This window comes from Pseudomonas sp. P5_109 (genome assembly GCF_034009455.1).
In the GTDB taxonomy this organism is placed as follows: Bacteria; Pseudomonadota; Gammaproteobacteria; order Pseudomonadales; family Pseudomonadaceae; genus Aquipseudomonas.
On sequence record NZ_CP125380.1, the window covers coordinates 2,743,550 to 2,768,880 of the forward strand.

Genomic DNA, 25,331 nt, shown 5'->3' on the forward strand with positions numbered 1-25,331 from the left:
TTTCAGGCACTGAACAGCTGGCTGATTTGTTCGGACAAAGCGGCTACGTCTTTGCCCAGCAGCCAGTCCAGCGTCAGGTAGACACCCGCGCAGACCAGCGCAATCAGCGCCAGGTAAAGCCAGAGGGGAACTTCATGGCGCAGCATTTGCGAGACCTGGTCGGGCAATGCCCAGTCAGGCGAGAGGGCCTTGGGCGTCTTGCGAAAACGCGCGATGTCCTGGCCCAGGGTATTGGCCAGGTAACGCAGCTGATCCTTTTGCCCGAGGCTGAACTTGCCTTCGAAACCCAGGGCCAGGCACAGGTGGTAAACCTCGAGCACATCGAGGTTCTGTTTGACGTCGCCACGCAGCGCATCGATTTTTTCGAAGAAGCCTTCACCGGCCAGGTGCACGCCGAAATAGCGGAACTGCAGCGGCTGCAATTCAAAGTGCCGACGCAACTCGTTGTCCCCGGAGCGCAACACGCTTTCATCGAGGAACGCACACAGGGCGTACTGGGTGTCCTTCACCTGTTCAACGCTGTAGTTGGCGCTGCGGGCATCGCGTTCCAGCGCCTTGAAGAAGGTGTCGACGCTTGCCTCGAAGGCGCTGACCGACGTCACCTGGCGGCCTTTGCGCACGATCAGTGCCATGCTGATGAAGTCTTGCACCAGGTCTTTGAGGGTCGGTTTTTCACGGGCGGCGGCAACGGCGCCTTGCAATACGGCTTCGGTCATTTGAGTACCGCCATCAGTTCAAGCTTGAGGTTGGTGAACGCGCTGGGCGCATAGAAAGAGATGGCCTGGGCACTCATCATTCGCTCATACACCCGGCCATGGGGTTCGATGGAGAAGTAGTGATTGTCCAGTCGCACCGGGATCGCATTGGGCAGGCGGGTCGAGTGATTGAGGGTGACGCCGGGCATGGCGCTGTTGACCACCACTTCGATGTCTTCCGGCGAGCCGACCTTGAACGCCCGTGGCACCAGTTCCAGCAGGCTCGCGCCCGGCATGTCGGCGTGCACGGAGATGTAGAAGTCCGCCTCGGCCAGCCGTGGATCGTGCAACTGCCCTTGCCAGTACGAAGGCTTGGTCTGGGTCAGGTTGATCACCACGCACTGGTTCGGCACCACGTTGTCGAGCAGCACGCGAATCATTTCGTCGAGCTTGACCAGCGAAGCCGCCGGGTCGTGGTGGTCGTACTCGGGGATGTCGTTGAGCTGGGTGTCCAGCGAGAACGTCAGCAAGCCGCCGGCGAGTTCAGCCAGGAACAGGTACAAGCGCTCGGGGTGCAGGCGCGGATGCGCGAGCAGGTGCGCCAGGGCCGGGTGGGCACGGTTCACCGTGTTCAACAGCCAGAACAGGGTCACGTCGCTGGAGCCGAACTCGGCAATCTGGTCCGCACGCTCGCGACGACGGCCCGACAGCGCCTTGCTCTTGGATTGCAGGGCCCCGAGCAGACGCTTGCCCAGTCCGATCAGGGTGTCGTGGGTACCCAGGTGCAGCGTCGGGTGCACGAAATGCCCGTCGAGATTGAACCCACCAATGTTGTTGCGCGACAGCCGGGCAATCGGACACCAGGTGTAGCCATCGAGGTTGTCGCCGTCGATCAGCATCACCACGTTCAGGCGCAGGCTGGTGATTTCGTTTTCCAGGTCGCCTTCGTTGAGGTCCGGCAAAGTGTCGAACTGCTTGCGAAAGCGCCGCCCGGTCTTCTGTTCCTGACCGTCCTCGACGTAATTGAGGCCGAAGGGCTCAGGCAGTTTCAGCGCGGCGTAGACCTTCAGATCGTTGCCCTTGAGCAAGTCTTTCAGGTCACGGGCCGCTGGCAGCGGATCGTGCTGCGGCGCGTCGAACAGGCTGCCGTCGGGGAATACCAGCTTCAGCCGCTTGAGTTGCAGGGAGCCGGTGGCGAGGGCTTCCTCGTCCACTTCCAGCAACTGCACGCCCCAGTGAAAAGGCGTGTTGCGCAGGGTCGCCTGCGCCAGCTGATGCTGGTGAAATTCATCCTGATACTGGAAATGTTGTGGCAAAAGGAACATGCCTTCGGACCACATCACCCGGCTTTGCTTACTCATTGAGCGCCTTCCAATAATGAATTCAATTTCGAGTCCACGGCTTTTTGCGCGGAACCAACGGCTTTGTCCTGGGCCTTTTGCACCACGGCGTCCTGAACACGTTCGGTCAGTGTCGGCTCAGCCGGTGGGTCGGGCAGAGCGGAGGCCTTGGCGAGCTGCTCTTCGGACTTCGGTTTGTTCAGCACGTCGACGCCGCTGACGGCGGACACGGTGTTGTTGTCCACCAGCACCCGCAGGCCGTCGGAGGAGAACCAGATGCCGTCCTTGCGCAGGGAGTTGGCATCAAACGCGACCTTCCAGCGGCTGTTCTCGTCGCTGCGGAAAAAAGCCGCGACACCGACATAGCCTGCCGCCTGGTTCAGCGGCCACTTGTCGACTTGCCCCATGCCCGGCAACAAAGTGATTTCGCGGTTTTCGATCAGGGTATTGCCGAGGGCTTTTTGCGGGTCGTCCCACAGCGAGTCGGCATCCACCGAGGCAAAACGCTCCAGCGACGTCAGCTGGTACACGCGCAGCACCACCGAAAGCGGCGTGCCGGACGCGTCGGGATTGAGCTGGTTGCCGCCGTCGGAGGTCAGGATGACCTTCTCGTTGTCGTCGAACAGCATGTCACCGGCCCACGTGTCGTCGACGCGCTTGCCGACCCGGTCGGTGACGCCACAGGCGCTCAGTACCGCGATCATCGCCACCGCCGTGAGGCATTTGGCCAATGCCGTCTTTTCGGGACGCTTCCCTGAATATTTCTTGTCCATGACCACTACCTGTAAATGCCCGATCAGATCAGGCGATAGGCGAAATCGCCGTCGCTGCCCAACTCGATGTTCAAACTCTGAATCGGTTTGTCCTGCGCCATGCGCTCCAGCACCCGTTGCGCCAGTTCCGGCATCAGGGTCTTGGACAGAATGTTGTCGATGTTGCGCGCGCCGCTGTCGACTTCCGTGCAGCGCGAGGCAATGGCCTTGACCAGCGCCTCGTCATAGCTCAGGACGGCTTGATGATTGCGCTCGAAGCGCTGGCGAATGCGCTCGAGTTTGAGCGCGACGATGCGCTCAAGAATCGCGTCCTTGACCGGGTAGTAGGGGACGATGGTCAGGCGGCCGAGGAAGGCGGGCTTGAACACCTGGTTCAACTCGTCACGCAGTCCTTCGACGATGTCTTGCGGTGTCGGTTGCTGCTCAGCGTTCAGGCACCAGTGCATGATGCGGTCGGTGCCGGTGTTGGACGTGAGGATGATCACGGTATTGCGGAAGTTGATCTCGCGACCTTCGCCGTCATCCAGCACGCCTTTGTCGAACACCTGGAAAAACAGTTCGAGCACATCCGGGTGGGCTTTTTCCACTTCATCGAGCAGCACCACGCTGTACGGCTTGCGTCGCACCGCTTCGGTCAGCACGCCGCCCTCGCCATAACCGACGTATCCCGGCGGCGAGCCCTTGAGGCTGGAGACGGTATGGGCCTCCTGGTACTCGGACATGTTGATGGTGATGACGTTGCGCTCGCCGCCGTACAGGGTGTCGGCCAGCGCCAGTGCGGTTTCGGTCTTGCCGACGCCGCTCGGGCCGAGCAACAGGAACACGCCGATCGGCTTGTTCGGGTCTTCCATGCGGGCGCGGGAAATCTTGATGCGCTTACCGATTTCCTGCAGTGCGTGGTCCTGGCCGAGCACCCGTTCGCCCAGCAACGCCGGCAGGCGCTGCACGGTTTCGATTTCGTCGCGCAGCATCTTGCCCAGCGGGATGCCGGTCCAGCCGGAAATCACTTCGCCGATGGTGCCGCCATCCACCAGGGCATGCACCAGCGGTTGCTCACCCTGGACGCTGGCCAGCTCGGCGCGCACCGCGGCAATCTCCTGGGTATCCGGTGCCTGATTCTCCGGGTGGCTGAGGGCGCCGAGTTTTTCCACCAGTTGCAGCTCGCGTTGCCATTGTTGTTCGAGGGCATCGCGGGTCTGCTGTTCGCTCAGCAACTCGGCATTCAGAGTGGTGAGGCGGCGAGCATGGTCGCTGCCTTTGGCGGCTTCCTGCTCAAGCACCGAGATTTCCGCCTGCAAATTGTCGATCTGGCGCTTGCAGTCTTCCAGCGGCCCCGGCTGTGCCGATTGCCCCAGGGCGACCCGGGCGCAGGCGGTGTCCAGTACGCTGACGGCCTTGTCCGGCAACTGGCGCCCGGTGATGTAGCGATTGGACAGGCGCACGGCCTGCACCAGCGCTTCGTCCATCACCGTGACCTTGTGATGTTCCTGCATCTTGGCCAACAGGCCGCGCAGCATGTGGATGGCCTTGTCTTCGTCCGGCTCCTCGACCTTCACCACCTGGAAGCGGCGGGCCAGGGCGGCATCCTTCTCGAAGTACTTCTTGTACTCGGCCCAGGTGGTCGCCGCGATGGTGCGCAATTCGCCGCGAGCCAGGGCTGGCTTGAGCAGGTTGGCGGCATCGTTCTGCCCGGCCTGGCCACCCGAGCCGATCAGGGTGTGCGCTTCGTCGATGAACAGAATGATCGGGTGCAGGCTGCGTTTGGTTTCTTCAATCACCGACTTGAGGCGGTTTTCGAATTCGCCTTTCACACCGGCACCGGCCTGTAACAAACCCAGGTCGAGGGTGTGGATGGCGACGCCCTTGAGCACCGACGGCACGTCCCCTTGAACGATGCGCAGGGCCAGGCCTTCGACCACGGCGGTTTTGCCGACGCCGGCTTCACCGGTGAGGATCGGGTTGTTCTGGCGGCGGCGGGTGAGGATGTCGACCATCTGCCGCACTTCGAACTCGCGACCGAGCACCGGGTCGATCCGGCCTTCGCGAGCGCTTTGCGTGAGGTTGACGGTGTATTGGTCGAGGGCCGGGGTCTTGCCGCTGCCTTTTACCGTGCTGGCGCTGGCGACTTCGCTAGAGCCCAGTGGTTTGGCCTGTTTCGACTCGGCGCTGCCTTCAACCAACGCATTGAGGTTCAGGCGCAAGTCGTCGGCGTTGATTTTTTCAAGCTCGGCGGCGCCAGCGATCACCACCCGGCGCAGCTCATCGTCATCGAGCAGGGCCTGCAACAGATGGCCGGTGCGGATCTGTGCCTGGCCGAACTCGATGGAGGCCAGGACCCACGCCTGTTCGATCATGCGGGTCAGGTGCGGCGACAGCGCCGGGGTGCGCGTATTGCCTTTCTTGAACGTCCCCAGTGCCGTCACCAGTTGCGCCTGCAAGCGCTCAGGCACTACCTCGTAATGACGCAGGATGGCCGGCAGGTCATTGTCGTAGCTGTCAAGCAATTGCAACAACAGGTGCTCGATTTCGACATCGTAGTGGTGTTCCGACAGGCACAGCGCCGCGGCGCTTTCAGTGGCGGCGCGGCTGGTGTCGTTCAGCTTGGCAAACAGGGACTTCAGGTTCACAGGGAGACCCCATCAAAAGGAATGTGGAAGAGGGCGCAGCGCGAAGGTTCGACGTCGACGCCTGGTCGCTTGAGCCAACCGAGCCGGCCCAGCGAAACGCTGCCCAGGCGGGCGACCGGCACGGCCTTGGGTTTGAGCTTGGGCGCCAACTGGAAATCGAGTTCCGCACCGACATAGAAACGCACCAGTTCCACCAGTTTCTGGTAGTCCTCGGTGCCTGGCTGGAAGCGTTGATAGTCAGCCAGCTCCAGTGGGCCCAGCTCGATGCGCACGCATGACTGATAGTCCCAGACCCGGTTGCCGGCGACGGCGCTTTGCCCGAGCACGGCGTTCTTGCGCCCCAGCTGCGTACATTGGCTGGCATCGAGCTTCAGCCAGCGACCGGCAAACGGCTTGACCTTGAACGGCAGGGAAAAATAGAAAGTCAGCATCGCTTCAAGGTTCAACGCGTTGCGTGGTTTCTGGGCGAACAGGCCGGAGAAATAGCTGAACAATTCGCGGCGCAGGGGCGAGCCTTGCTTGTCGAATTTCTGCTTCTGCGCCTCGGGGCCGAAACCCACCAGGTTGAGCAGGTAGCGGTCGAAATCCGAAGTGCCGTTGCGTTCGTACTCGATGTAGAACTTGTACTTCTGCCAGGCCTCGTAGAACAGCGTGGTCATGCGGTGCGAAAAAATGTCGAGGAACGCGTGGGCCGCGTCATCCCGGTACTGGATGTGCCGCTCGATCAACAGCTCGGTGTACGGGCGCGGCAGCACACCCGACGGCCCGACCAGGCCCATGAAGGTGACTTGCACTTCGGACAGCGGCAGACCGGCCACGGACACCTTGCCGTCACGCTCGAACTGCAGATCGCTGACTTCACTGGCCGGGAAGTTCAGCGACAGCTGCGAGCGAAAACGCAAAGGGTCTTCGTGCGGTCGGGTTTCCAGGTCCATGCGCCCGGTTCTGCTGTAATGCAGGCGAAGCAGGCGCACCAATTGGAAAAACTCGAATCGGTGCGGCTCAGCCCTTGCCTGGTCGATCAGACCAGGGGTTGATCGCCGGTTCGCGGTGGCCATTGGACGACTCTCTTTTCGCGCTGCAAGCTGCGAAGGGTTAATTGGGTAAAGCTGTTCATCGAGCAGTACTGACCAAAGAAGTGATCGAGCACCATGCCAAACAAAAACACACCGCTGCCGGTGTATTGGCTTTCATCGAAATTGAGGGTGATGCCGACGCCGCGCACGAAGTTCGGTCGTGGGTGGCCGATGCGCGCGACCACGGGTTCGCTGCTCACCGAGACGATGCCGTTGATCTGTTTGCGGATCGCCGACACGTTGCGGTAGTTGTAGAGCGACAACAGTTCCAAGAGCACTTCGCGACCACGGGACACCAGCGACATGTGGTTCAGCGACAGGTGCGAAATCAGCCGCCAGATCACGCCGTTGCCCAGCGGCACACGAGCGGTGGCGGTGGGTTTGCGCAGGCAGCGGATGTCCTTGATCACCGAATTGCCCGGGATATTGAAATCGCCGCGTTCGCCACCGAACGGCAGCATCAGGGGCAGGTCGCGGTTGCTGCAAGTCAGGCGGATGCTCAACGTATCGTTGTTGGCCTCCATCAGCCCCAGCTCACGATCCACCACCCGGATAAACACGTTTGAGCCATCGCGCTGGCCGGTCTGTACCGCGCGGCGCCGGGCAATCCAGAAACTCTGGCCCGGGCCTTGATCGCCACGGGGCTCGAAAAACGGATGGCAGGTGCCGACCTGATCGATACCGCCGACCTTGCGCACCCGCCGCACGCGATCGATGGACACCACTTCCGCCGAGCTTTGCAGGCGCACATCCGGCGTCACCGCGTACTCGTGCTGGGCGTGGGTCAACTTGATCGGCTCGGCCTGCTGGCGGAACAGGTTGATGATCGGCGTGCAATTGAGCTTGAAGTTATTGCGCCCGATGTTCTGCGTCAGACGCGCCAGGCGGTCGCTCAGGTCGTAGTCGGAAAAGTAGAAGTTGATCTCGACTTTCTCGACGTCCTTGCCCGCCAGAATCCGCGCAAAGCCCGACAGGTCGAAGAACATGAATTTGTCGGGGAAGGTGAAGTACTCGTGGAGCAGGCGATAACCGAGGAACGAGCGCTCTGAGTAGTCGACCAGGCCTTCGTCCAGACCGTAACCGACGGCTTTGAGGGAGTTGGCCGGCAAGGTGACCTCGCGGGTGCGGCCCTGATCTTCGAAGCTCAGCGTGGCCTTGGCCAAATTGTTGAACAGCAGCTCGTACAGTTGCAGCATCAACGTGCTTTCGCCGTCGAGGAAGAAGCGCAGGCGGTCCAGTTCCAGCTTGCCGAACAGCACGTCGGAGGTCGCCACCAGGCCGATGCGCAAGCGCGCGACCAGGTCGGCGCTGTGACCGTTGAACGCCGAGCGTTCCATCTCGATGAACGACGCCTGTTGCACCGACACCGGCCACAGCTCGACCGGATAGCAGGTGCGGAATTTACACACCACGCCATCGATCGGGTTGGCGCTGATTTCGGTATGCCGGGGCACACGGAACGCTTCGGTGACTTTTTCCTGCTTGCCCAGGTTGAACTCGACGATCGACATCGACGGGGTAGGGCGCAGGTAGTGCGGGTACAGCACCTCGAGAAACGACTCGACGATTTCCGGCAGCTCGTCATCGAGTTTTTTGTGCACCCGCGCCGACAGGAACGAGAAGGCTTCGATCAAGCGCTCGGTGTGCGGGTCTTCGCAGTTATCGCCCTCGATGAGCAACCGCGAAGCGATTTTCGGGTACTGGCTGGCGAACTCCTGGCCCAAAAAGCGCAGGTGCGACAGTTCCTTTTCGTAGTAGGGCAGCAGATCGTCGAGCATCAGTTGAGGTTCTGCACTTTGTATTCCTGGGTGTTGACCTGCAGCACCGCGTCGAAGGACACCTGACGGGTGACGTCTTGCAGGCGCAGGACCGCGTCCACGCGAAAGGTCAGCATGCGTTGGCCGGTCTGTTGGGCGAGCAGTTGCACTTTGACGCTGCGAAAGCGCCGGTCACCGACCGTGATCGCTTTCTCCAGTTGCCGCTGGATCAACAGGCGATCCTTCGGATCAAGCACGCTGCGACTGGTGAAGTCCGGCATGCCGTAGTCGAGGATGCTGCCGCTGAGGTTGACGAAACCCTCCAGCTCGTTGGCGACCAGGGACTGGCGGGTGTTGACCAGGATTTCCAGGTCGCGAACGATGCTGGCCTTGTAATCGGCCAGCGAACACAAGCGTTGCGATAACGCTTCGCTGGACTGATGCGGACGATCGTCCAGCAATCGGTCCAGCAGTGATGGCAACAGCTTGTGTTGACTGGTCATGGTGCCTCCGTGGCAATGTGCCCGATCAGCCGCGGGTCGATTGCGGCAATTCAGCGACCAGGCGCAACGAAGCAGTCAGCTCGTCCAGTTGGTAGTGCGGGCGCAGGTAGGTCACGGCCTTGTACACACCCGGCTTGCCCGGTACCTCGAACACCTCGGCGCGGGCTTCGCGCAACGGGAACTTGGCCTTGGCTTCCTGGCTCGCGGTGTCGTCCAGCAACACGTAGCTCGACAGCCACTTGTTGAGGAACATCTCGACGTCCTTGCGCGAGGCGAAGCTGCCGATCTTGTCGCGCATGATCGCCTTCATGTAGTGGGCGATGCGCGAGGTGGCGAAGATGTACTGCAACTGCGCGGAAAGCCGGGCGTTGGCATTGGCGATGTCGGTGTTGTACTGTTTTTGCTTCTGCGCCGACTGGGTGCCGAAGAACGCGGCATAGTCGGTGCCTTTGCAGTGCACCAGCGGAATGAAACCGAGGTCCGACAGCTCTTTCTCGCGGCGGTCGGTGATGGCGATCTCGGTCGGGCACTTGAGGGCGATTTCGCCGTCATCGGTCTTGAACGTGTGGGTCGGCAGACCTTCCACCAGGCCGCCACCCTCGACACCGCGAATCGCCACACACCAGCCGTAGCGGGAAAACGCATCGGTGACCCGGGTGCCCAGCGCGTAGGCGGCGTTCATCCACAGGTACTTGTTGTGGTCGCGGCCATCGACGCTTTCGACAAAGTTGAATTCCTCGACCGGCGTGGTATCCGGGCCGTAAGGCAGGCGACCGAGCACGTGGGGCAGGGTCAGGCCGACATAACGCGAGTCTTCGGAGGCGCGGAACGACTTCCACTTGGCGTATTCGACGGTGTCGAAAATCTTCGCCAGGTCCCTTGGGCCAGACATGTCGGTGAACGAATCCCAGCCGAACAGCTCGGGCGAGGCCGCCGAAATGAACGGTGCGTGGGCCGCCGCGGCGACGTGGGAAATCTCTTCGAGCAGGTACATGTCTTCCGGGCTGCGGTTGAACTCGTAGTCACCCAGCAGCATGCCGAACGGTGCACCACCGAAGGTGCCGTATTCTTCTTCGTAGATCTTCTTGAACAGCGCGCTCTGGTCGAATTCGGAAGCGGCCTTGAGGTCGCGCACCAGGTCTTTCTTCGACGCATTGAGCAAGTGGATCTTCAGCGTGGTGCTGGTCTCGGTCTGGTCCACCTGATACTTCAGGCCGCGCCAGGAGGACTCCAGCTGCTGGAACTCACTGGCGTGCATGATCTCGTTCATCTGCTCGGAGAGCATCGCGTCGATCTCGGCGATGCGCGCATCGAGTACGGCGATCAGGTCCTTGCTCGGCGTCATTTCGCCTTCGAGGATCTGGTTGACCAATTCACCGATCAGGTCGCGGGTGCGGGTGCGCTCGGTCTCGGAGCGGGCCACGCGGCTTTCGGAAATGATGCTGTCGAGCAACGAGGATTGCGCGGTGAAGCTGTCCACTTCCACCAGCGTGCTGTCCTGTTGAGTCACGGTTTGCTTGTCGTTCATCGTCAGGCTCCTACGCTTTGCCGTCGGTGGCTGGAACGGCGGCTTCGCGACCGAATTCCTTGCCCAGGGTTTTCAACTTCTCGGTGTTCTGCAGCACGTCCATCAGCAGCTCTTCGAGCTTGTCGTTGCCGCCCATCTTGTTGCGCAGGTCCGCCAGCTTGTTGCGCACTTCCAGCAGCTTGCGCAGCGGCTCGACCTGCTTGACCACGTTCTGCGGTTCGAAGTCTTCGAGGGCATTGAAGTTGAGCTCGACGCCCAGCTGCGTGCCGTTCTTGGCCAGGGTGTTGTCGACGCGGTAGGTCAGGCGCGGCTTGATGCCCTTGAGCACACCGTTGAAGTTGTCGCGGTCGATGAAAATGAACTTGCGGTCCTTGAGCTTCGGCAGCGGCTCCAGCGGGTTGCCGGAGAAATCGCCCAGCACACCGACGACAAAGGGCAGCTCTTTCTTTTCCTGAGCGTCACCGATATCCACGTCGTAGGTGATATGGACCCGAGGCGCGCGAACGCGGTCGAGTTTGTGCTGGGTACTTTCCTTCTTCGCCATCGTGATCTCCTGTGCGAACAATTCGCTGCAAGTCGTTTGCGTGTCGGTTCAATGGGTGGCCGAGCGCGTTACATTCCTTCGATCGTCAGCAGCAGGCGCTGACGGATTTCATCGTTCATTTCCATGATGTTGGCGTGGCCCACCAGCTCTTCGAAGCTGGTGTTGCCGGCGATCTGGGTGCTGCTGCGGATCACCGCTTCGTCGGGCAATTGCGAACGAACAGGCGAGCTGATCACGCAGAAGGGCAGGTCGCCGAAGTCCTTCAAACGTTCGAAACTGACGGGAAAACGCAGGCCTTCGAGCAAGCGGCCGAGGCCCGGTGACTTGCTCAGGCAGTAGAACAGCACCAGGTAATGCACGACGAAACGGTGCAACTCGGCGCTGCTGCGATCGGGGTCCTTGATCACACTGCGAAAACGCGCCAGGTCGAACGAACTGAAGCCGACCACCCAGCGCACGGGGCTGGTGATGCGAATGGATTGACCGCTTTCGGACAGCACCTTGTCGTACTCCAGCGCAAACAATTGCGGAGTGGTACTGAGCAGGTTGAGGGGCACTTCGAGTTCGTTGACCAACCGGAACGGAGCGGCCGAGCCGATGCGATCGTAAAGCTCCTTGAGTTCCTTGAAGTGGTGCTGGGTCTCGCGCCCGCTGCTGCGTTGCGCGCCCTGCAGGTACTCACCGAAAAACGCCTGTGGACGAATCAGCAAGGCCAGGGTCGCCAGATAATCCGAGGCCTGCGCCTTGAGCGCATCGGAAATGGCCCGGGTCTGGCTTCGCAGCTTGATCAATGCTTCAACATCAAAAAACGTCTGGGTCATCGGTACATCGTCCTTGAACACTCCATGCCTTCCTGGGTAAAAAACCGGGGCATGTCGAGTGACTGATTTCTCGAGGGAACACTCGTCCACGAGAGGTGATTGCTATTGTTCGACATCAAAAAAAACACACTGCCGGGAATAACCGAGAGTGTGATGCTGGCATATGGATATTGAGTTGCCAGTAACGTCGTGTATGGCAACACGTTGTATGGAAAAGTTCATTCGGGAGCGGATTTTTTCTCGTTTTTGTTACATGCCGCAATGATGTCGGCTTGCCACTACTTGTGGGAAGTGTCTGTCGGATAGTTCTGAAACCCAGTTAATTCAATGGTTTCAGGCAGGTTGTGGATCCAATTTTTAATTGAAAATAATTTGAAAAAGGTGAACCGGTTCACCCAGGTCGGGATTGATTGGTGTTTACGGAGTTATTGCAGTGCAAGTGTCATATTAATCGGGAGGGGATGATGGCATTGGCGCGTGGCGGGAATGCGGCAGGCGTTCTTTTCGCGGATTTTGTCAGTCAGTTCCGGACGACCGAGCCATCTGGGCTTTCAGTCGGAGTAGCGTCGGGGATTCTCCGCCAGTCAGTTCGATTTTAAACTCGGCAAAAGCCAACTCAAGTTCTGCGTATTGCTGCAAGCCGTCTTCAGTGAACAGAAAGCGTCCAGGAATATCTCGCCACTCCAGAGGCGTGCGGATTTGACCACGATCAGCCCTGTCCATCAGGGGCGCCAGCTCTTGATCCAGTCTAGTTACAGCAGGGTCCATTGCCTTCAATGCATCGATGGCCGACCGTAGCTTCAGGGTTTTTTCTTTCAGTTTTTCGGTATCCATGGGAACGGATCTTTCTGGGTTTTATTGCTTGGTACAATGATGTCTGCTTGCCACTACTTGTGGGATGTGTCTGTCAGATAGTTCGGAGATGCAGCCAATTCAATGGTTTCGGCAGATGATGGATTCCCGAATTAAAAATACCGGCTTGACACTTGGTGTTGCATAGGTGTTTCCTTTCGCACGTGCTCAGGTGGCGATTAAAAAATGTGACGCAGTTCTATTTTTGTTGAATTCCTTCGGCACTTTATCCGCATGGTGGTTGTCGCACCCACGGGTCATTATCCGCCGTTTGTGATTCAGGAAGACAATCGCAACAGCGGTTTTTTTTCGTGATGGTTGATGGGGCAATGCTCTTTGAGCGGAGCATGGCTCATGAAAAGTTCGTCGGTTGTTGCACGGAGTTGGTTTTGCCGAAGATCTTTTCGGGAAGGCGGTATCAGGAGAAAGGAACATGGATGAAAGATTTTTACCCTGCACAGTGGCCAACCCTCGTGGAACGCGCCAGCAAGCCGGATTGATTGCTGGCGGCAATCTTTCATTTCCCAGCGAGATCGCCTCGCGGTCTTTTCCGATGCCACAAAATTTTGCCGGTTACTACGCGACCAGCGATTACAACGCGGCGATGTTTCTTGCTCATGAACTGGCTTCGCCCGAGCTGGATATGTCGCCGAGTGAGGCGCAAGAGTCCTTACAGTTGCTGCGTTCGTTAATCAGGAACCTGGGTACGGCAGCGAATGTTTCCGTTGAGGCGCTGAAAGAACTGCAAAAAGCCGCCCAATCAATCCCGGAGATAGGGGACTTGATGTTTTCTCCGGCGAACTTGCCTGGGACCTTGGTCAGTGCCGGTACCAGCGTGGCAGCATTTTCCAAGTCGAAGTCGGTTGTAGACTTGCTGGATCTCTCCGCGGCCGACAAGAAAAAGCTGATCAAGTGGGCCAATAGTCGTGGAACAGCGAGCTCGACCTCGGCTAAAAAAGCCTTCAAGGGCCGGATAAAACTGATTCGGGTTGCGGGGCAGTTGCATTTTGAAGTGCCGATTACTGCTCAGGCACAAAGTTATAAGGTGCTCAGTCAGGTTGGGGCGCAAGTAGCTCATCTCCCGGCTTATGGAACGAAGGGGGCACTTAATCAGCGTGCCATGCTCCACGCCGGAGGCGCAACGGGTGGCCTCAAGTTTATGACGGGTAATACGGTGGGGGTGGCGTTAGCCATTGGGCCGCAGGCGTATCTAGATTATTCAAGCTCGACAACGATGGACGAATTTTACAAGAAGTCTGCTTATAGTCAGCCTACTAATATAGCGGCGTTTGCTGGTGGCGTCATTGTGACTATTGCGTTGACCTCGGCATCAGCACCGCTAGTTGTTGTTTTGATGCTTGGATGGGCAGGTGGAATGGTGGTTCAGTCAGTCATGAGCAAAAGCGGTGCTGATAAACAAATTGGGGATTTTCTAACAAAGTGAATATCTATTATGTTTAACCCAGATGCGGATGCTATTAAAAAAGGGCCTTGGATTGCTTTTATAATGGTGGCTTTTTTTGGTGCTTTTGGATCGTCTGGAATCCCAGGTTATTGGTGGGTATATTTATTTGTTGTTGTTGTTGCATTAGGTTTTGTCCTGTATTTGGTGTATTTTTGTGAGCGATACACATTTTATGTCTCCACGCTTTTTTTAAGTCTTGTTGGTACGCTTGCCTATTTGTTTAGTAGTTTTGCTTACCTGTCTGCATCGGGCACTTGGGGTGCGGCGAGCTTTGAGGCTGTTACAATGGGGTTAGTGCCGATAGTCTCCGTGGTGCTCGTATATTATGCGATAGTGCTTACGAAGTCAGCGCATTTTCCATTTGAATGTGCAGGTTTAAAGGTTGCTTTACGAGAGGTAGCGAAAAGTCAAAGTGCTTACAGTGTTGGTATTATCGCTGGTGTGACGACCTTGACGGGTAGTATGTTTCTTAAGTCGGTTGATGCGTTGACGAGTGAAGTCGTTATTGTTTTGGTTGGGAGTCTTGGTTGCTTAGCACTACTGATCAATTTTCGCCACACGATCCGTGGTCTTCGTACCCTTCGAATCCAAGAACGTAGTATGCCGATCCCTTATACCTTCATGCGAATTGATGAAATTCGCGAGGCCCGCCACCGCTGGTGGTTGGGCAGGTTTTTTAAGTGGATACTTTCTTTGCGCGAGTCTCATGATTAATGCACAAACTATAAAAAAGGGCGGCTGGATTAACGTCGTTGCAGTTGCCTTTTTTGGTGTTTTTGGACCATTAACCTATGAAGGTTGGTGGTGGTATTTATTTCTTGTCGTTATTTCTTTTGGCTTCAGTCTGTATTTGATTTACTGCTGTGAGAGATTTGTTGTGTTTCTGACGGCGGTGTTGTTGGTTGGGGTAATTACTTTTCCTTATATTGCCGGCTGTTTGGCGTACTTGATCGCTTCAGATTTTTTTGGGAGGGGTGATCTTCGGTCTGTATCCATTGGAATAACACCGATTATCATCGTGTTTTTGGTATTTGTAGTGATTTTTTATAGTAAAGAATCGTTTTTTCCTTTCGAATGCGTAGGCAATAGGGTTGCAGGCCGGCCAAAAAAAGTTGTGAGCGCCAAGAGCTATAATCTCGGATTAATTTCCGGTGTGACGACGCTCACAGGCAGCGTGTTTCTGAAGTCTGTGGGTGCAGACACGGGCGGCATGGTTGCGGTGGTACTTTGCACGCTGTGTTCTGTAATTATGTTGTTTTACTTACGCCACAGCATCCGCGGTCTCCGAACCCTACGTATCCGAGAGCGCAAAATGTCCACGCCCTACACCTTCATGCAAATCGACGAAATACGCGAAGCCCGCAGCCGCTGGTGGCTGGGTCGGTTATTTAAATGGATGGGTTCCCTGCGCCAGTCCACAGGTTCTTGACTGCCAAGCGTTAATGCGGCAGTAGCCCGAATATTGATTCCAGGAGTTGCACATGACAATGGATCTTTCATCCCTGTTCACCGCGCAGAACCGGCGCCTGTTCAAACTGAACATGCCGCTCAAAAGTGGCCAGGAACTGCTGCTTGAGTCCTTCGTCGGGCATGAAGGCTTGTCGATGGAGTTCGGCTTCCAGTTGGACCTGTTGTCCGATGATGCCAGTGTAAAACTCAAAACCGCCATGGGGCAGTTGGCGACGATCGAGATCGAACTGTCTACGGGCGCAAGTCGCTACATCAACGGGCATGTATTGCGTTTCGGCAGTAATGGCAGCGACGGTGGGATGTGTCGTTATTCGGCGCTGATCGGCTCCTGGCTCAGTTTGCTAGAGCAGCGGTTCGACTCGCAGATTTTCCAGGACCAAACGGTCGAACAAGTGATTACCAAAGTATTCAGTCGTTATGAAGGGCTGGCCAAGTTCGAGTTTCGCATCAACCGCACGCTCAAACCCCATAGTTACATCACTCAGTATCGGGAAAGTGATCGCCATTTCGTGACGCGCCTGCTGGAGCACGAAGGACTGTTCTTTTACTTCGAGCACACCGCTGACAGTCATACGTTGATCATCATGGATGACTCAACCCAGTTGCCTGCGCTGCCAGAGCAGCCGCAAGTGCGTTTTCATACGGCGTCCATTACTGAATCAGCGGATTCCATCACCCATTGGAGTGCAGAGCGGGAGTTGCAGTCGAGCAAGATCGCGGTTCAGACTTTCGACTACCGTCAGCCTCAAAACCGTCTTCCAGTGGCCATGAACAGCCTAAATCAGCAGGGTGATGTACCGGCTTACGAGATTTACGATTTCATGGGGCAGTACACCCATGGGAACTACGACGACGGCGAAGTGCTGGTGCGCAATCGTATCGAGGCACTGGAGCTTAAAGGCAAGGAGTTTTCCGGTGCTAGCAATTGCCGGGCGATGCGCCCCGGCTACACGTTCGAACTCACACAGCACTATGAACACGACAGTGGCTCAGTCGAAGATCGCCAGTTTTTGTTGATGAGCATTCAGCACCGGGGCAGCAATAATTATCTTTCGGGCGGGCAGGCGGGTTATGCAAACAACTTCTTTTGTGTACGCAAGAAAATCAAGTTCCGACCGCAGCTCGACACTCTAACGCCAACGATTTCCGGCCCTCAAACCGCCATCGTCGTCGGCCCGCCCGGCGAGGAGATCTACACCGACGAACTCGGCCGGATAAAAGTGCAGTTCCACTGGGACCGTTACGGTGAGTTCAACGACAAGAGTTCCTGCTGGGTCCGTGTCGCCCAGTCCGGTGCCAGTGGCGGTTTCGGTAGTGTCTTGATCCCTCGCGTTGGCGATGAAGTGGTCGTGGCTTTTCTTGATGGCGATCCAGACCGCCCACTGGTCATGGGCAGCCTCTACAACAGCCAGAACACCCCGCCGTGGTCGCTGCCGGCGAACAAGACCCAGAGCGGGTTCCTGACCCGGTCGATGAAGGGTGACGGCGGCACGGCGAACTTCTTCCGCTTCGAAGACAAGTCCGGCGCCGAGCAGATCATCATGCATGCCGAGCGCAACATGGACACCGAGATCGAGGTCGACGAGACCCACAATGTCGGCAGCAACCGCACGATCACGGTGGGTGGCACGCACACCGAAACCATCAAGAAAGACACGGTGATGAATGTCCAGGAAGGCTCGCTGACGATTCAGGTCGACAACCAGTTCATTCAGGTCAGTGCCAAGCAGCACATCATTCTTCAGGTGGGCGGCAGCAGTATCAAGCTGACGCCTGAAGGTATCGAAATAAAGGGCGACGCCATCGATATTCTTGGCAAGAACACCTACGTCCACGGTGACCGTGTCGATATCAACAAATGAGAAATCAGACCATGGTCAGGACCAGTATCTACGATCGTATTTCCGAGAAGCGGCTTGCGGCCGAGGCACTTGCGCGACAGCAGTTACAGGAGGCTGCCGAGGCTTCGCTCGCTGTCATCGAGCCCGAGCCGGTAGCGGTGCTACCGCTTCAATTGACGCGCAATGAATTGAAAGTCGCGGGACTGAATCTGGTAATGCCGCAAGGCTTCAACTTCCGCGACATCGATACAACGCTCGAAAAACATGGGCATCCCGTCACGTTCAGTGCCAAGCGTCGTCCTGCACCCGAAGGGCTGACGCTGCAACGCTCGCTGCAGTTGTATGTGGAGAACCTGCGCAAGAACCACCCCGACGTCACCATTGTGCGCCAGAGCGATTGCCTGCTGGCAGGCAGTCCGGCGATTACCCTGGATTATATATTCACGGCGGGACAGGAGCGTCGCCACGGCAGAGCGACCAGCGCAGTCATCCAGCCCGGCAATGGTAACGAGCGCCAATGGTTGAGCATGTCGACGATGATCAATCCCGCACATGCAGAGCTTGCCGATTGGTTGATCGAGTTCGAGACGATGCTCGAAAACATCAGCGCTGACTAAGCATTTTCCCCTTTTACGTATTTACGGAACGCACGCCCAATGGACTATCAGCTTCAGGAAGGATCCATCACGTTGCCGGAAGGTTTTCAGGACCGCACGGTGAACATGTTTGTGCTCGGCACCAGTATTCCTGCGCCGCTGAACATCACACTGTCGCGCGACAACATGCTGCCGGCAGAGGATCTGAAGGCTTACATCGAGCGCCAGGTAAAACTCATTGCCGCCAAACTGCGCGGCTATACCTTGCTCAGCAAGAAGCCGGCAGCGCTGTCCGGGGAGCAGCCGTTCCCCGGCATCCAGGTGGATGCCTACTACATGAATGATGGTCGACCGGTTTACCAACGACAGGCAGCGTTCGAAATCGAACCCGGTCGCATCCTGGTGTTTTCCACGACCAGCCAGGCTGATTTCAGTGTCAAACAAAACCAGAGTTGGCTGGATCTGCTGGCAAGTTTCAAACCGCGCCAGGCCGATACGGTGTCCACCGACAGCGCCGAACAGGAGTAACCCATGTTCGAAGCTGCGCGTTGGGGCGATGAAATTGAACACACCAGTGCGCTCGGCGGCTTTCTCGCCGGCGCGGTGATCGGGCTTGCGATTGCGACGGCTGCCGCATTCACGATCTGCACGGCGGGGCTCGGCGGAATTCTGCTGGGGATTGCCGTAGGGCTGGCTGCCAGTTTCGTCCCCATGATTGGCGAAAGCATAGGGTCGGCAATGAGTTCGCCCGCCGGGGGGATCAAGCTCGAAGGCTGCTCGACGGATGTGTTCATCAACAGCCGTAATGCCGCCCACGCAAAATTGAGCATGGGTATTTGCGATAAACACCCAGCGCCGGTCATGGTTGCCGAAGGCTCTTCCAATGTTTTCATCAACAATGTGGCGGCATCGCGCAAGGGTGACAAACTCACCTGCGGCGCGAAGATCTCCAGCGGCTCGAACAATGTGTTCATTGGCGGCGGAACTGAGCGCTATCTCGATGTCGACGAAGAAATTCCCGGCTGGCTGCGGGTCACCGTCGACGTGCTGATGATCGTCGCCTCGATGGGCCGCGCAATAGGTCCGATCTTCAGGCTGGGCATGGTGCAAGGTCTGAAGGCGGCCGGACCTTGCGCATTGAGATTTGGCGCGACCGTGGCCGCCAGCTACCTGGCCGGTCGCTTTGTCATCGGTCCGGCCGTTGAGCGCGCAATCGGCGGTTTGAGCGGCAATCCCGTCGACCTTACCAGCGGGCGCAAGCTGTTGCTCGAGTCGGGAGAAACCGACTTTGCGCTGCCGGGGCTCATGCCGATTGAATGGTCGCGCTTCTATGCCAGCGATCTGACCGTCGACAGCGTGCTCGGCAGAGGCTGGGTCTTGCCTTGGGAGCAAAACCTGCGCAGAAGCGGCAGCTTCGTCTACCTCACGGATAACCAGGGGCGCAGCGTGCCCTTTGTGGATGTGGAGCCAGGCGATCGCATCTATAACCCCTATGAGCAGCTCCACCTGGTCCGCACCGAAGGCGGCCACTACCTGCTGCAAACCCTCGACAACCTGTTCTTCTACTTCGGCGAGGTGCCGGACGACAACAGCGATGTCCCGCTGCAACGCCTGGAAAATGCCCTTGGGCATTACCTGCATTTCACCCGCACGGCAGAAGGCCGGTTGACCGACATCAGCGCCACTGGCGGGGTTCGGGTGCACCTGCACTATGACAACCCGCTGGGGCGCCTGACCGACGTCAAGCGCGTCGTCGACAACCTGGCGGTTGAAACCCTGGTGCAGTACCGCTATGACGACAACGGCCAACTCATCGAGGTGATCAATCGCAACAGCGATTCGATGCGCCGCTTCAGCTACGCCGATGGGGTGATGGCCAGCCACAGCAACGCCCTGGGCCTGAGCTGTCATTACCGTTGGGAAACCATTGATGACCAGTTGCGTGTGGTCGAGCACTGGACCAGCGATGGCGAACACTTTCACTACCGCTACGACTTCAAGCAGCGCACCTCGTGGGCCACTGACGCACTGGGCCGTGAGCTGCAGATCCACTACAACGACGATCGCCGCGTGATTGCCAGTCGCGACTTCGGCGGCGAGCAGTACGCTATCGACCTCGACGAAGCCGGCAACATGACCGGTCTCAAGCTGCCGGATGGCAACCGCTTGGGGTTCAAGTACGACGACTTTTCGCGTTTGCTTGAAGAAACCGACCCACTGGGCCGCAAGATCAAATACAAGTACCACCTCGGCACTACCCTGGTCACCGAAACGACCTTCCTCGACGGCAGCACCTGGCAGGCCCGCTACGACGCCAAGGGCAACTTGATCGCCGAAGTCGACGCCCTGGGCAATAAAACCGAATACCTCAACAGCGACGACGGCCTTCCACACACCATCATCGATGCGACCCACAAGTCCAAATACCTGTGGTGGAACACCCAGGCCCAGGTCGAACGCTTCCAGGATTGCTCGGGTAAAAACACCACGTACCGTTTCGACGAGCGCCAGCATCTGGTCGCCGTCACTGACGCGCTGGGTCAGACCACCACGCTGGAGCGCAAGCCTGACGGCGAAGTGCTGCGCATCAATCACCCGGACGGCAGCGCCGAGTCGTTCACCTACAACGCCCTCGGCCAGGTGCTCAGCCATACCGACGGCAAAGGCCAGACCACCCGGCTGTTGCGCACCGCTCGCGGCCTGCCGAGCAGCCGCCAGGACGCCAAGGGCCAGCGCATCCGCTACGAATACGACCCGGCGATTCGCCTGACTGCGCTGATCAACGAAAACAACGCGGCGTACCAGTTCGCCTACGATGCGTCCGACCGGTTGATCGAAGAAAAACGCATCGACAACCTGACCCGACGCTTCAGCTACAACCTCGGCGGGCATCTGACCCAGGTCGACGAAACCGGCTACGGCGAACGCGGCGAGCGGCCACAACGCCGCACCGAGTTCGAGCGCGACAGCATTGGCCGACTGCTGGCCAAACTCAATGCCGATGCGCGTCAGGATTATGTGTACGACGACGCTGATCGCCTGCTGTCGATCCAGCGTCTGCCGACCGGGCAGGGCAAGCAACTGGGTGTCAGCGAAGAAACGCTGGAATTCGCCTACGACCTGCTCGGCCGATTGGTCCAGGAGACCACGGCGCAAGGCGCCTTGTCCTACGAATACGACCCACTGAGCAACCTCACCACCCTGACGTTGCCCACCGGCCAGCACCTCAATCACCTGTACTACGGCAGCGGCCACCTGCACCAACTCAATCTCGACGGCCAACTGATCAGCGACATCGAGCGCGACGACCTGCACCGTGAAGTCCTGCGCACCCAGGGCACGCTCACCAGCTGCTTCGGCTACGACGCCCTGGGCCGCAAGAGCTGGCAGTTCGCCTCGCGCCTGCCGGCGGAAAAACTCTCGAGAATCCACAACCCCGGCATCCAGCCCGACCTGCTGGTCGAGCACGCCTACAACCCAATCCATCGCCGTCACCAGTACGACCCGGCCGGCGAGTTGACCCGCACCCTCGACAAACTGCGCGGCGAGATCAAGTACGAATACGAAGCCAACGGCCAACTGCACAGCCGCGACACCGGCCAGTTGCTCGACAGCGAAGAATTCCGCTACGACGCCGCGGCGAACCGGCTGAACTTCAACACCAGCCAGTTTGATCACGTCAAAGACAACCGCCTCAAACGCTGGCGGGATCAGGAATATGCCTACGATGCGTGGGGCAACCTGATTGAAAAACGCAGCGGCATGGGCACGCTGCAGACGTTTGGTTATGACTGTGAAAATCGGTTGGTGCGGGCTGAGACGTTGGTTAACGGCAAGCTGGAAAGTACCGGTGCGTATCGGTATGACAGTTTGGGGCGACGGGTTGCCAAGGTTTCAGAGGTCAACGGCAAGATCGAGCAGAAGCACTTTTTGTGGCAAGGCTTGCGGATGCTGCGTGAGGAGCGACCGGGGCAGAGTAGTTTGTACCTGTATGAGCCGGGGAGTTATGCGCCGTTGGCGCGGGTGGATCAGGCAGAGGGGGAAGAGCAGCAGCTCTATTACTTCCATACCGATCAGATTGGTACTCCGTTGGAGATGACTGACCGTGAAGGGCAGATTGTCTGGCAGGCGACGTACAAGGCTTGGGGGGCTGTTGAAAGGCTGGCGGTCAATGATGTCGAGCAGAATCTGCGGTTTCAGGGGCAGTATTTTGACGATGAGACGGGGCTGCACTACAACACGTTTCGGTATTACGATCCGGAGGTGGGGCGGTTTGTTACGCAGGATCCGATTGGGTTGATTGGCGGGGCAAACCTGTATCAATACGCTCCTAATTCCATAGGTTGGAGCGATCCGTGGGGGTGGAGTTGCAATCGTCCCGGCGGCTACAAAGCTGGTGATGTTGATGCCCACGGTAACCTGTCTCCAGGTGTTAATAGGGCATCGGGCCACAAAAATATTTCGGAAGATAAACTAGTTCAGTCACACCATTTTATCCAAGATGAGTGGGCGAAAAGAAATGTCACAGGGTATAAGAGAAACGAGGCGCCTGCTATTCTTCTAAAAAGCTCTTCGGGAGAACCTCATGCGATTGTCTCATCGCTTCAGCGAACTAGACGGCGAATTTCTGGGTTTGGTGGAACGATTAAGGAAGAGTTTGGTGTCGCCTACAAAGAATTAATTGACGCTGGCGTTGATCCTGGCGCTGCGAAAAAGGCTGCCAGTAGGTCGTATAAATATTTTGACTCATTAGGGGCGTTTCAATGACTCTAAGTTATACAGAAGTAAATCCGCCTGCGTCGGCAGCGATGATTAATGAAGCGGTCTGCTTGTTGGGGGTCGATGAGGATGTATGGGTTGCCAGGTTTTGGGCTCTCTATAATGGAGCTTTGCTTGATGATCAAGTGCTGATTTATTCGACGGAGGAAATAGTTGAGCGCAATAAAACATATGATATAGACAAGGACTTTCCAGGGCAGCTTTTGGTGGGTGATGACTCTGGTGGCAGGCTTGTTCTGATCGATAGATCTGCCGAAGATAAATTTTATCTCATAGGCTCTGGTGATCCATTTTTAGACGGTGCGGAAATATTTTTCTCAGTTGAAGAATTGGTAGCGTATGTCCTTGAAGATGGCAACCAATTGCCGGACTCCATAAGTATTTTGGCAATAGGTAAAGCTAAAGCCACTTTGCAAGAAATTCTGGAAATCAAGAAAGGGTTAGGGTTGAGCGATTCGGTGAAAGATCTGAAAAAAAAACTCGAAAAAGAAAATGAGGTAGTTCTGAAAGAGGTAAAAGCTGCCAAATACGAGAGTGTATTAGCTAGATATCGACATCTGATTCGGTTCGATAACTAGTTGGGGCGCTGATCTAGGGTTTGTGCTGATGATCTTCTAGAAAATACCCTTGGCATCAGCCCAACACCTCAATCACCTGTACTACGGCAGCGGCCACCTGCACCAACTCAACCTCGACGGCCAGCTGATCAGCGACATCGAGCGCGACGACCTGCACCGCGAAGTCCTGCGCACCCAAGGCACCCTCACCAGCTGCTTCGGCTACGACGCCATGGGCCGCAAGAGCTGGCAGTTCGCCTCGCGCCTGCCGGCGGAAAAACTCTCGAGAATCCACAACCCCGGTATCCAGCCCGACCTGCTGGTCGAGCACGCCTACAACCCGATCCATCGCCGCCACCAGTACGACCCGGCCGGCGAACTCACCCGCACCCTCGACAAACTGCGTGGCGAGATCAAGTACGAATACGAAGCCAACGGCCAGTTGCACAGCCGCGACACCGTCCAGTTGATTGAAAGCGAAGAATTCCGCTACGACGCCGCCGCGGACCGGCTGAATTTCAACTCAACCTGCAGAGAAAGATTGCTATACCGGTTAGACCGTTTATTTCTTTCCGTTATTTAAATAGATGCAATCTGCATATCCATAACCGAATAATCCACGTCATGTTTTTCACCTTGTCCGTGATCGAATCGAATCGTTCGTCACAACAGAAACAATCCTCCTGCCTGCCTCGTTAAGCCTGCCGCGACATCGACTTTGGCTGTTTGATCGCCAGCTTGTCGCGCCCGGCCGATTCCCTAGAATCCGCCTCCATCAGCTTCGTCCAACTATCCAGTCCTTCAGGGAACAACACCATGATGAATGCCATGCAGATGCAAATGCCGATGAACGCCAACATGCCGATGATGTCGATGATGGGCATGCCGATGATGATGGCGACCATGTCCTGCGACATGATGGACGACGGCATGATGTGCAAGATGATGCCGGCCGCTGGCATGGACATGGCCATGTTCAGGAACAGCGCTGAAATGATGCAGTTGATGATGAACTGCGGCATGCCGATGATGATGCACTGCGGCAACATGAGCATGATGTGCATGTCCCCGGCGAGCATGGCCATGCCGATGATGAACATGATGATGTCGATGCCAGTGATGGGCATGCCGATGCCGTCGATGAAGTGTGTTATGGAATGCACGCTCATGGCGGACTGCATGATGTGCAAAATCATGCCGATGGCCGGCATGAACATGGACATGATGAAAAACTGCTGTGCCCTGATGATGAAAATGATGAACGACTGCAGCATGCCGATGATGATGAGCTGCAACGGCATGCCGCTGATGTGCTGCACTTGCTGATCGCCGCACTGCACCTGCACCTGTACCTGTACCTGTAGGAGCGAGCTGGCTCGCGATGGACGCAAGGCTGGCGCGTTTTTCCAGAAAACCCGCGTTATCGTTGACGTCCATCGCGAGCAAGCTCGCTCCTACAAGAAGGGGGTTTTAGTCCAGGCGTTCGGGGTAGGTCACTACAAGATAGGCCACGGCCTCACTGTCGGCGGGGTTGCGATAGCGGTGGGGCTGGTCGGCGTAAAACAGGATCGAGTCCCCCGTGGATAGCAGGTAGCGTTCATCGTTGACGCTGATTTCCAGGACACCCTGCGCCACCACCAGGTTTTCCTGGACACCTGGGCCATGGCCCTGCGACTGGTCCTCTCCCAACGCGCTCAGGCGCAGCTCGTAGAATTCCGATTGGCGCGCCACGTCAAAGGGGAACAGGGCGCGGCTGACAAAAGCGCCGTTGGCACTGACCAGGCGTTTGCTCTGGCTCGCCGACAACAGGGCCACACCTTCGAAGGCCCGATGCTCCAGAAACGCCGCCACCGATACCTTCAAGCCTTTGGCGATTTTGCACAGCACCTTGATGGACGGCACACTGCGCCCCGATTCGATTTGCGCCAGCATGGCGCGGCTCACGCCGCACTGTCGGGCCAGGGCATCAAGGGACAGATGGCGCTTGCTGCGCAGACGCAGCAGGTTTTGTCCGACCCGCTCGCAGATCGGGTCCTCTTCCGGGGCATCCGGATTGTTCAGGTCCAGCACAGGCTCGTCCGCGCTTATCAAAAAGCGCGAGGGTTCG

At 57.5% G+C, this 25,331-nt stretch carries 21 protein-coding genes and 1 pseudogene; 10 read left to right on the forward strand and 12 right to left on the reverse strand.

Annotated elements, in window-relative coordinates; translation table 11 throughout:
* Positions 1 to 2 precede the first annotated feature (2 nt).
* The 11 genes from icmH to QMK54_RS12555 form a co-directional block, all read right to left on the reverse strand.
* On the reverse strand, positions 3 to 716 hold the full coding sequence (gene icmH, locus QMK54_RS12505) for a type IVB secretion system protein IcmH/DotU (protein WP_320402605.1): 714 nt from the start codon (positions 714 to 716) through the stop codon (positions 3 to 5).
* Positions 713 to 2,056: a type VI secretion system baseplate subunit TssK gene (tssK, locus tag QMK54_RS12510; RefSeq protein ID WP_046042543.1), complete on the reverse strand. Its 1,344-nt coding sequence runs from the start codon at positions 2,054 to 2,056 to the stop codon at positions 713 to 715. Before tssK ends, icmH begins: the two co-directional genes overlap by 4 nt.
* Complete coding sequence (gene tssJ / locus QMK54_RS12515; RefSeq protein ID WP_110658885.1) at positions 2,053 to 2,808, reverse strand: type VI secretion system lipoprotein TssJ; 756 nt, start codon at positions 2,806 to 2,808, stop codon at positions 2,053 to 2,055. Before tssJ ends, tssK begins: the two co-directional genes overlap by 4 nt.
* Before the next feature lie 23 nt (positions 2,809 to 2,831).
* On the reverse strand, positions 2,832 to 5,435 hold the full coding sequence (tssH, locus tag QMK54_RS12520; RefSeq protein WP_320402606.1) for a type VI secretion system ATPase TssH: 2,604 nt from the start codon (positions 5,433 to 5,435) through the stop codon (positions 2,832 to 2,834).
* Positions 5,432 to 6,493, reverse strand: coding sequence for a type VI secretion system baseplate subunit TssG (gene tssG, locus QMK54_RS12525; RefSeq protein ID WP_223595984.1), 1,062 nt, complete (start codon positions 6,491 to 6,493; stop codon positions 5,432 to 5,434). Before tssG ends, tssH begins: the two co-directional genes overlap by 4 nt.
* Positions 6,457 to 8,289 carry a type VI secretion system baseplate subunit TssF gene (gene tssF / locus QMK54_RS12530; RefSeq protein ID WP_320402607.1) on the reverse strand — a complete coding sequence of 611 codons (1,833 nt, stop codon included), beginning with the start codon at positions 8,287 to 8,289 and terminating at the stop codon, positions 6,457 to 6,459. The genes tssG and tssF overlap by 37 nt, the downstream gene beginning before the upstream one ends.
* A complete protein-coding gene (gene tssE, locus QMK54_RS12535) occupies positions 8,289 to 8,771 on the reverse strand; it encodes a type VI secretion system baseplate subunit TssE (protein WP_320402608.1) in 483 nt (160 codons plus the stop codon). Before tssE ends, tssF begins: the two co-directional genes overlap by 1 nt.
* 25 nt (positions 8,772 to 8,796) lie before the next feature.
* On the reverse strand, positions 8,797 to 10,299 hold the full coding sequence (tssC, locus tag QMK54_RS12540) for a type VI secretion system contractile sheath large subunit (protein WP_110658471.1): 1,503 nt from the start codon (positions 10,297 to 10,299) through the stop codon (positions 8,797 to 8,799).
* Between the two features lie 10 nt (positions 10,300 to 10,309).
* Positions 10,310 to 10,843, reverse strand: coding sequence for a type VI secretion system contractile sheath small subunit (tssB, locus tag QMK54_RS12545; RefSeq protein WP_007978739.1), 534 nt, complete (start codon positions 10,841 to 10,843; stop codon positions 10,310 to 10,312).
* Between the two features lie 68 nt (positions 10,844 to 10,911).
* Complete coding sequence (locus tag QMK54_RS12550) at positions 10,912 to 11,664, reverse strand: hypothetical protein (RefSeq protein ID WP_320402609.1); 753 nt, start codon at positions 11,662 to 11,664, stop codon at positions 10,912 to 10,914.
* A gap of 516 nt (positions 11,665 to 12,180) precedes the next feature.
* Positions 12,181 to 12,498, reverse strand: a complete 318-nt coding sequence (locus tag QMK54_RS12555) for a hypothetical protein (RefSeq protein ID WP_320402610.1) — start codon at positions 12,496 to 12,498, stop codon at positions 12,181 to 12,183.
* Positions 12,499 to 12,949: 451 nt separating this feature from the next.
* Between QMK54_RS12555 and QMK54_RS12560 the strand changes: the two genes are divergently transcribed.
* The 10 genes and pseudogenes from QMK54_RS12560 to QMK54_RS12605 all read left to right on the forward strand — a co-directional run bounded on the left by QMK54_RS12560 (position 12,950) and on the right by QMK54_RS12605 (position 24,550).
* Entirely contained in the window at positions 12,950 to 13,960 is a 1,011-nt protein-coding gene (locus tag QMK54_RS12560) for a hypothetical protein (RefSeq protein ID WP_320402611.1), read from the forward strand.
* A gap of 9 nt (positions 13,961 to 13,969) precedes the next feature.
* Positions 13,970 to 14,695 (forward strand): hypothetical protein, encoded by a 726-nt coding sequence (locus QMK54_RS12565; protein ID WP_320402612.1) that lies wholly within the window; start codon positions 13,970 to 13,972, stop codon positions 14,693 to 14,695.
* Entirely contained in the window at positions 14,688 to 15,410 is a 723-nt protein-coding gene (locus QMK54_RS12570) for a hypothetical protein (protein WP_320402613.1), read from the forward strand. Before QMK54_RS12565 ends, QMK54_RS12570 begins: the two co-directional genes overlap by 8 nt.
* A gap of 52 nt (positions 15,411 to 15,462) precedes the next feature.
* Positions 15,463 to 17,313, forward strand: a complete 1,851-nt coding sequence (gene tssI / locus QMK54_RS12575; protein ID WP_320402614.1) for a type VI secretion system tip protein TssI/VgrG — start codon at positions 15,463 to 15,465, stop codon at positions 17,311 to 17,313.
* An 11-nt stretch (positions 17,314 to 17,324) separates the two neighbouring features.
* A complete protein-coding gene (locus tag QMK54_RS12580; protein ID WP_320402615.1) occupies positions 17,325 to 17,909 on the forward strand; it encodes a hypothetical protein in 585 nt (194 codons plus the stop codon).
* A gap of 39 nt (positions 17,910 to 17,948) precedes the next feature.
* A complete protein-coding gene (locus tag QMK54_RS12585) occupies positions 17,949 to 18,416 on the forward strand; it encodes a DUF1795 domain-containing protein (protein WP_320402616.1) in 468 nt (155 codons plus the stop codon).
* 3 nt (positions 18,417 to 18,419) lie between these two features.
* Positions 18,420 to 22,655, forward strand: a complete 4,236-nt coding sequence (locus tag QMK54_RS12590; RefSeq protein WP_320402617.1) for an RHS repeat-associated core domain-containing protein — start codon at positions 18,420 to 18,422, stop codon at positions 22,653 to 22,655.
* Positions 22,652 to 23,245, forward strand: a complete 594-nt coding sequence (locus QMK54_RS12595) for an SMI1/KNR4 family protein (RefSeq protein WP_146241981.1) — start codon at positions 22,652 to 22,654, stop codon at positions 23,243 to 23,245. Before QMK54_RS12590 ends, QMK54_RS12595 begins: the two co-directional genes overlap by 4 nt.
* A gap of 67 nt (positions 23,246 to 23,312) precedes the next feature.
* Positions 23,313 to 23,750, forward strand: a pseudogene (locus QMK54_RS12600) (type IV secretion protein Rhs); the annotation flags it as partial.
* Between the two features lie 290 nt (positions 23,751 to 24,040).
* The gene (locus tag QMK54_RS12605) at positions 24,041 to 24,550 is read left to right on the forward strand and encodes a hypothetical protein (RefSeq protein ID WP_082562944.1); all 510 of its coding nucleotides are present in this window, start codon (positions 24,041 to 24,043) and stop codon (positions 24,548 to 24,550) included.
* A 144-nt stretch (positions 24,551 to 24,694) separates the two neighbouring features.
* On the opposite strand, the gene QMK54_RS12610 is transcribed toward QMK54_RS12605, so the two are convergent.
* Positions 24,695 to 25,285 (reverse strand): helix-turn-helix domain-containing protein, encoded by a 591-nt coding sequence (locus tag QMK54_RS12610; protein ID WP_160386044.1) that lies wholly within the window; start codon positions 25,283 to 25,285, stop codon positions 24,695 to 24,697.
* Positions 25,286 to 25,331 lie beyond the last annotated feature (46 nt).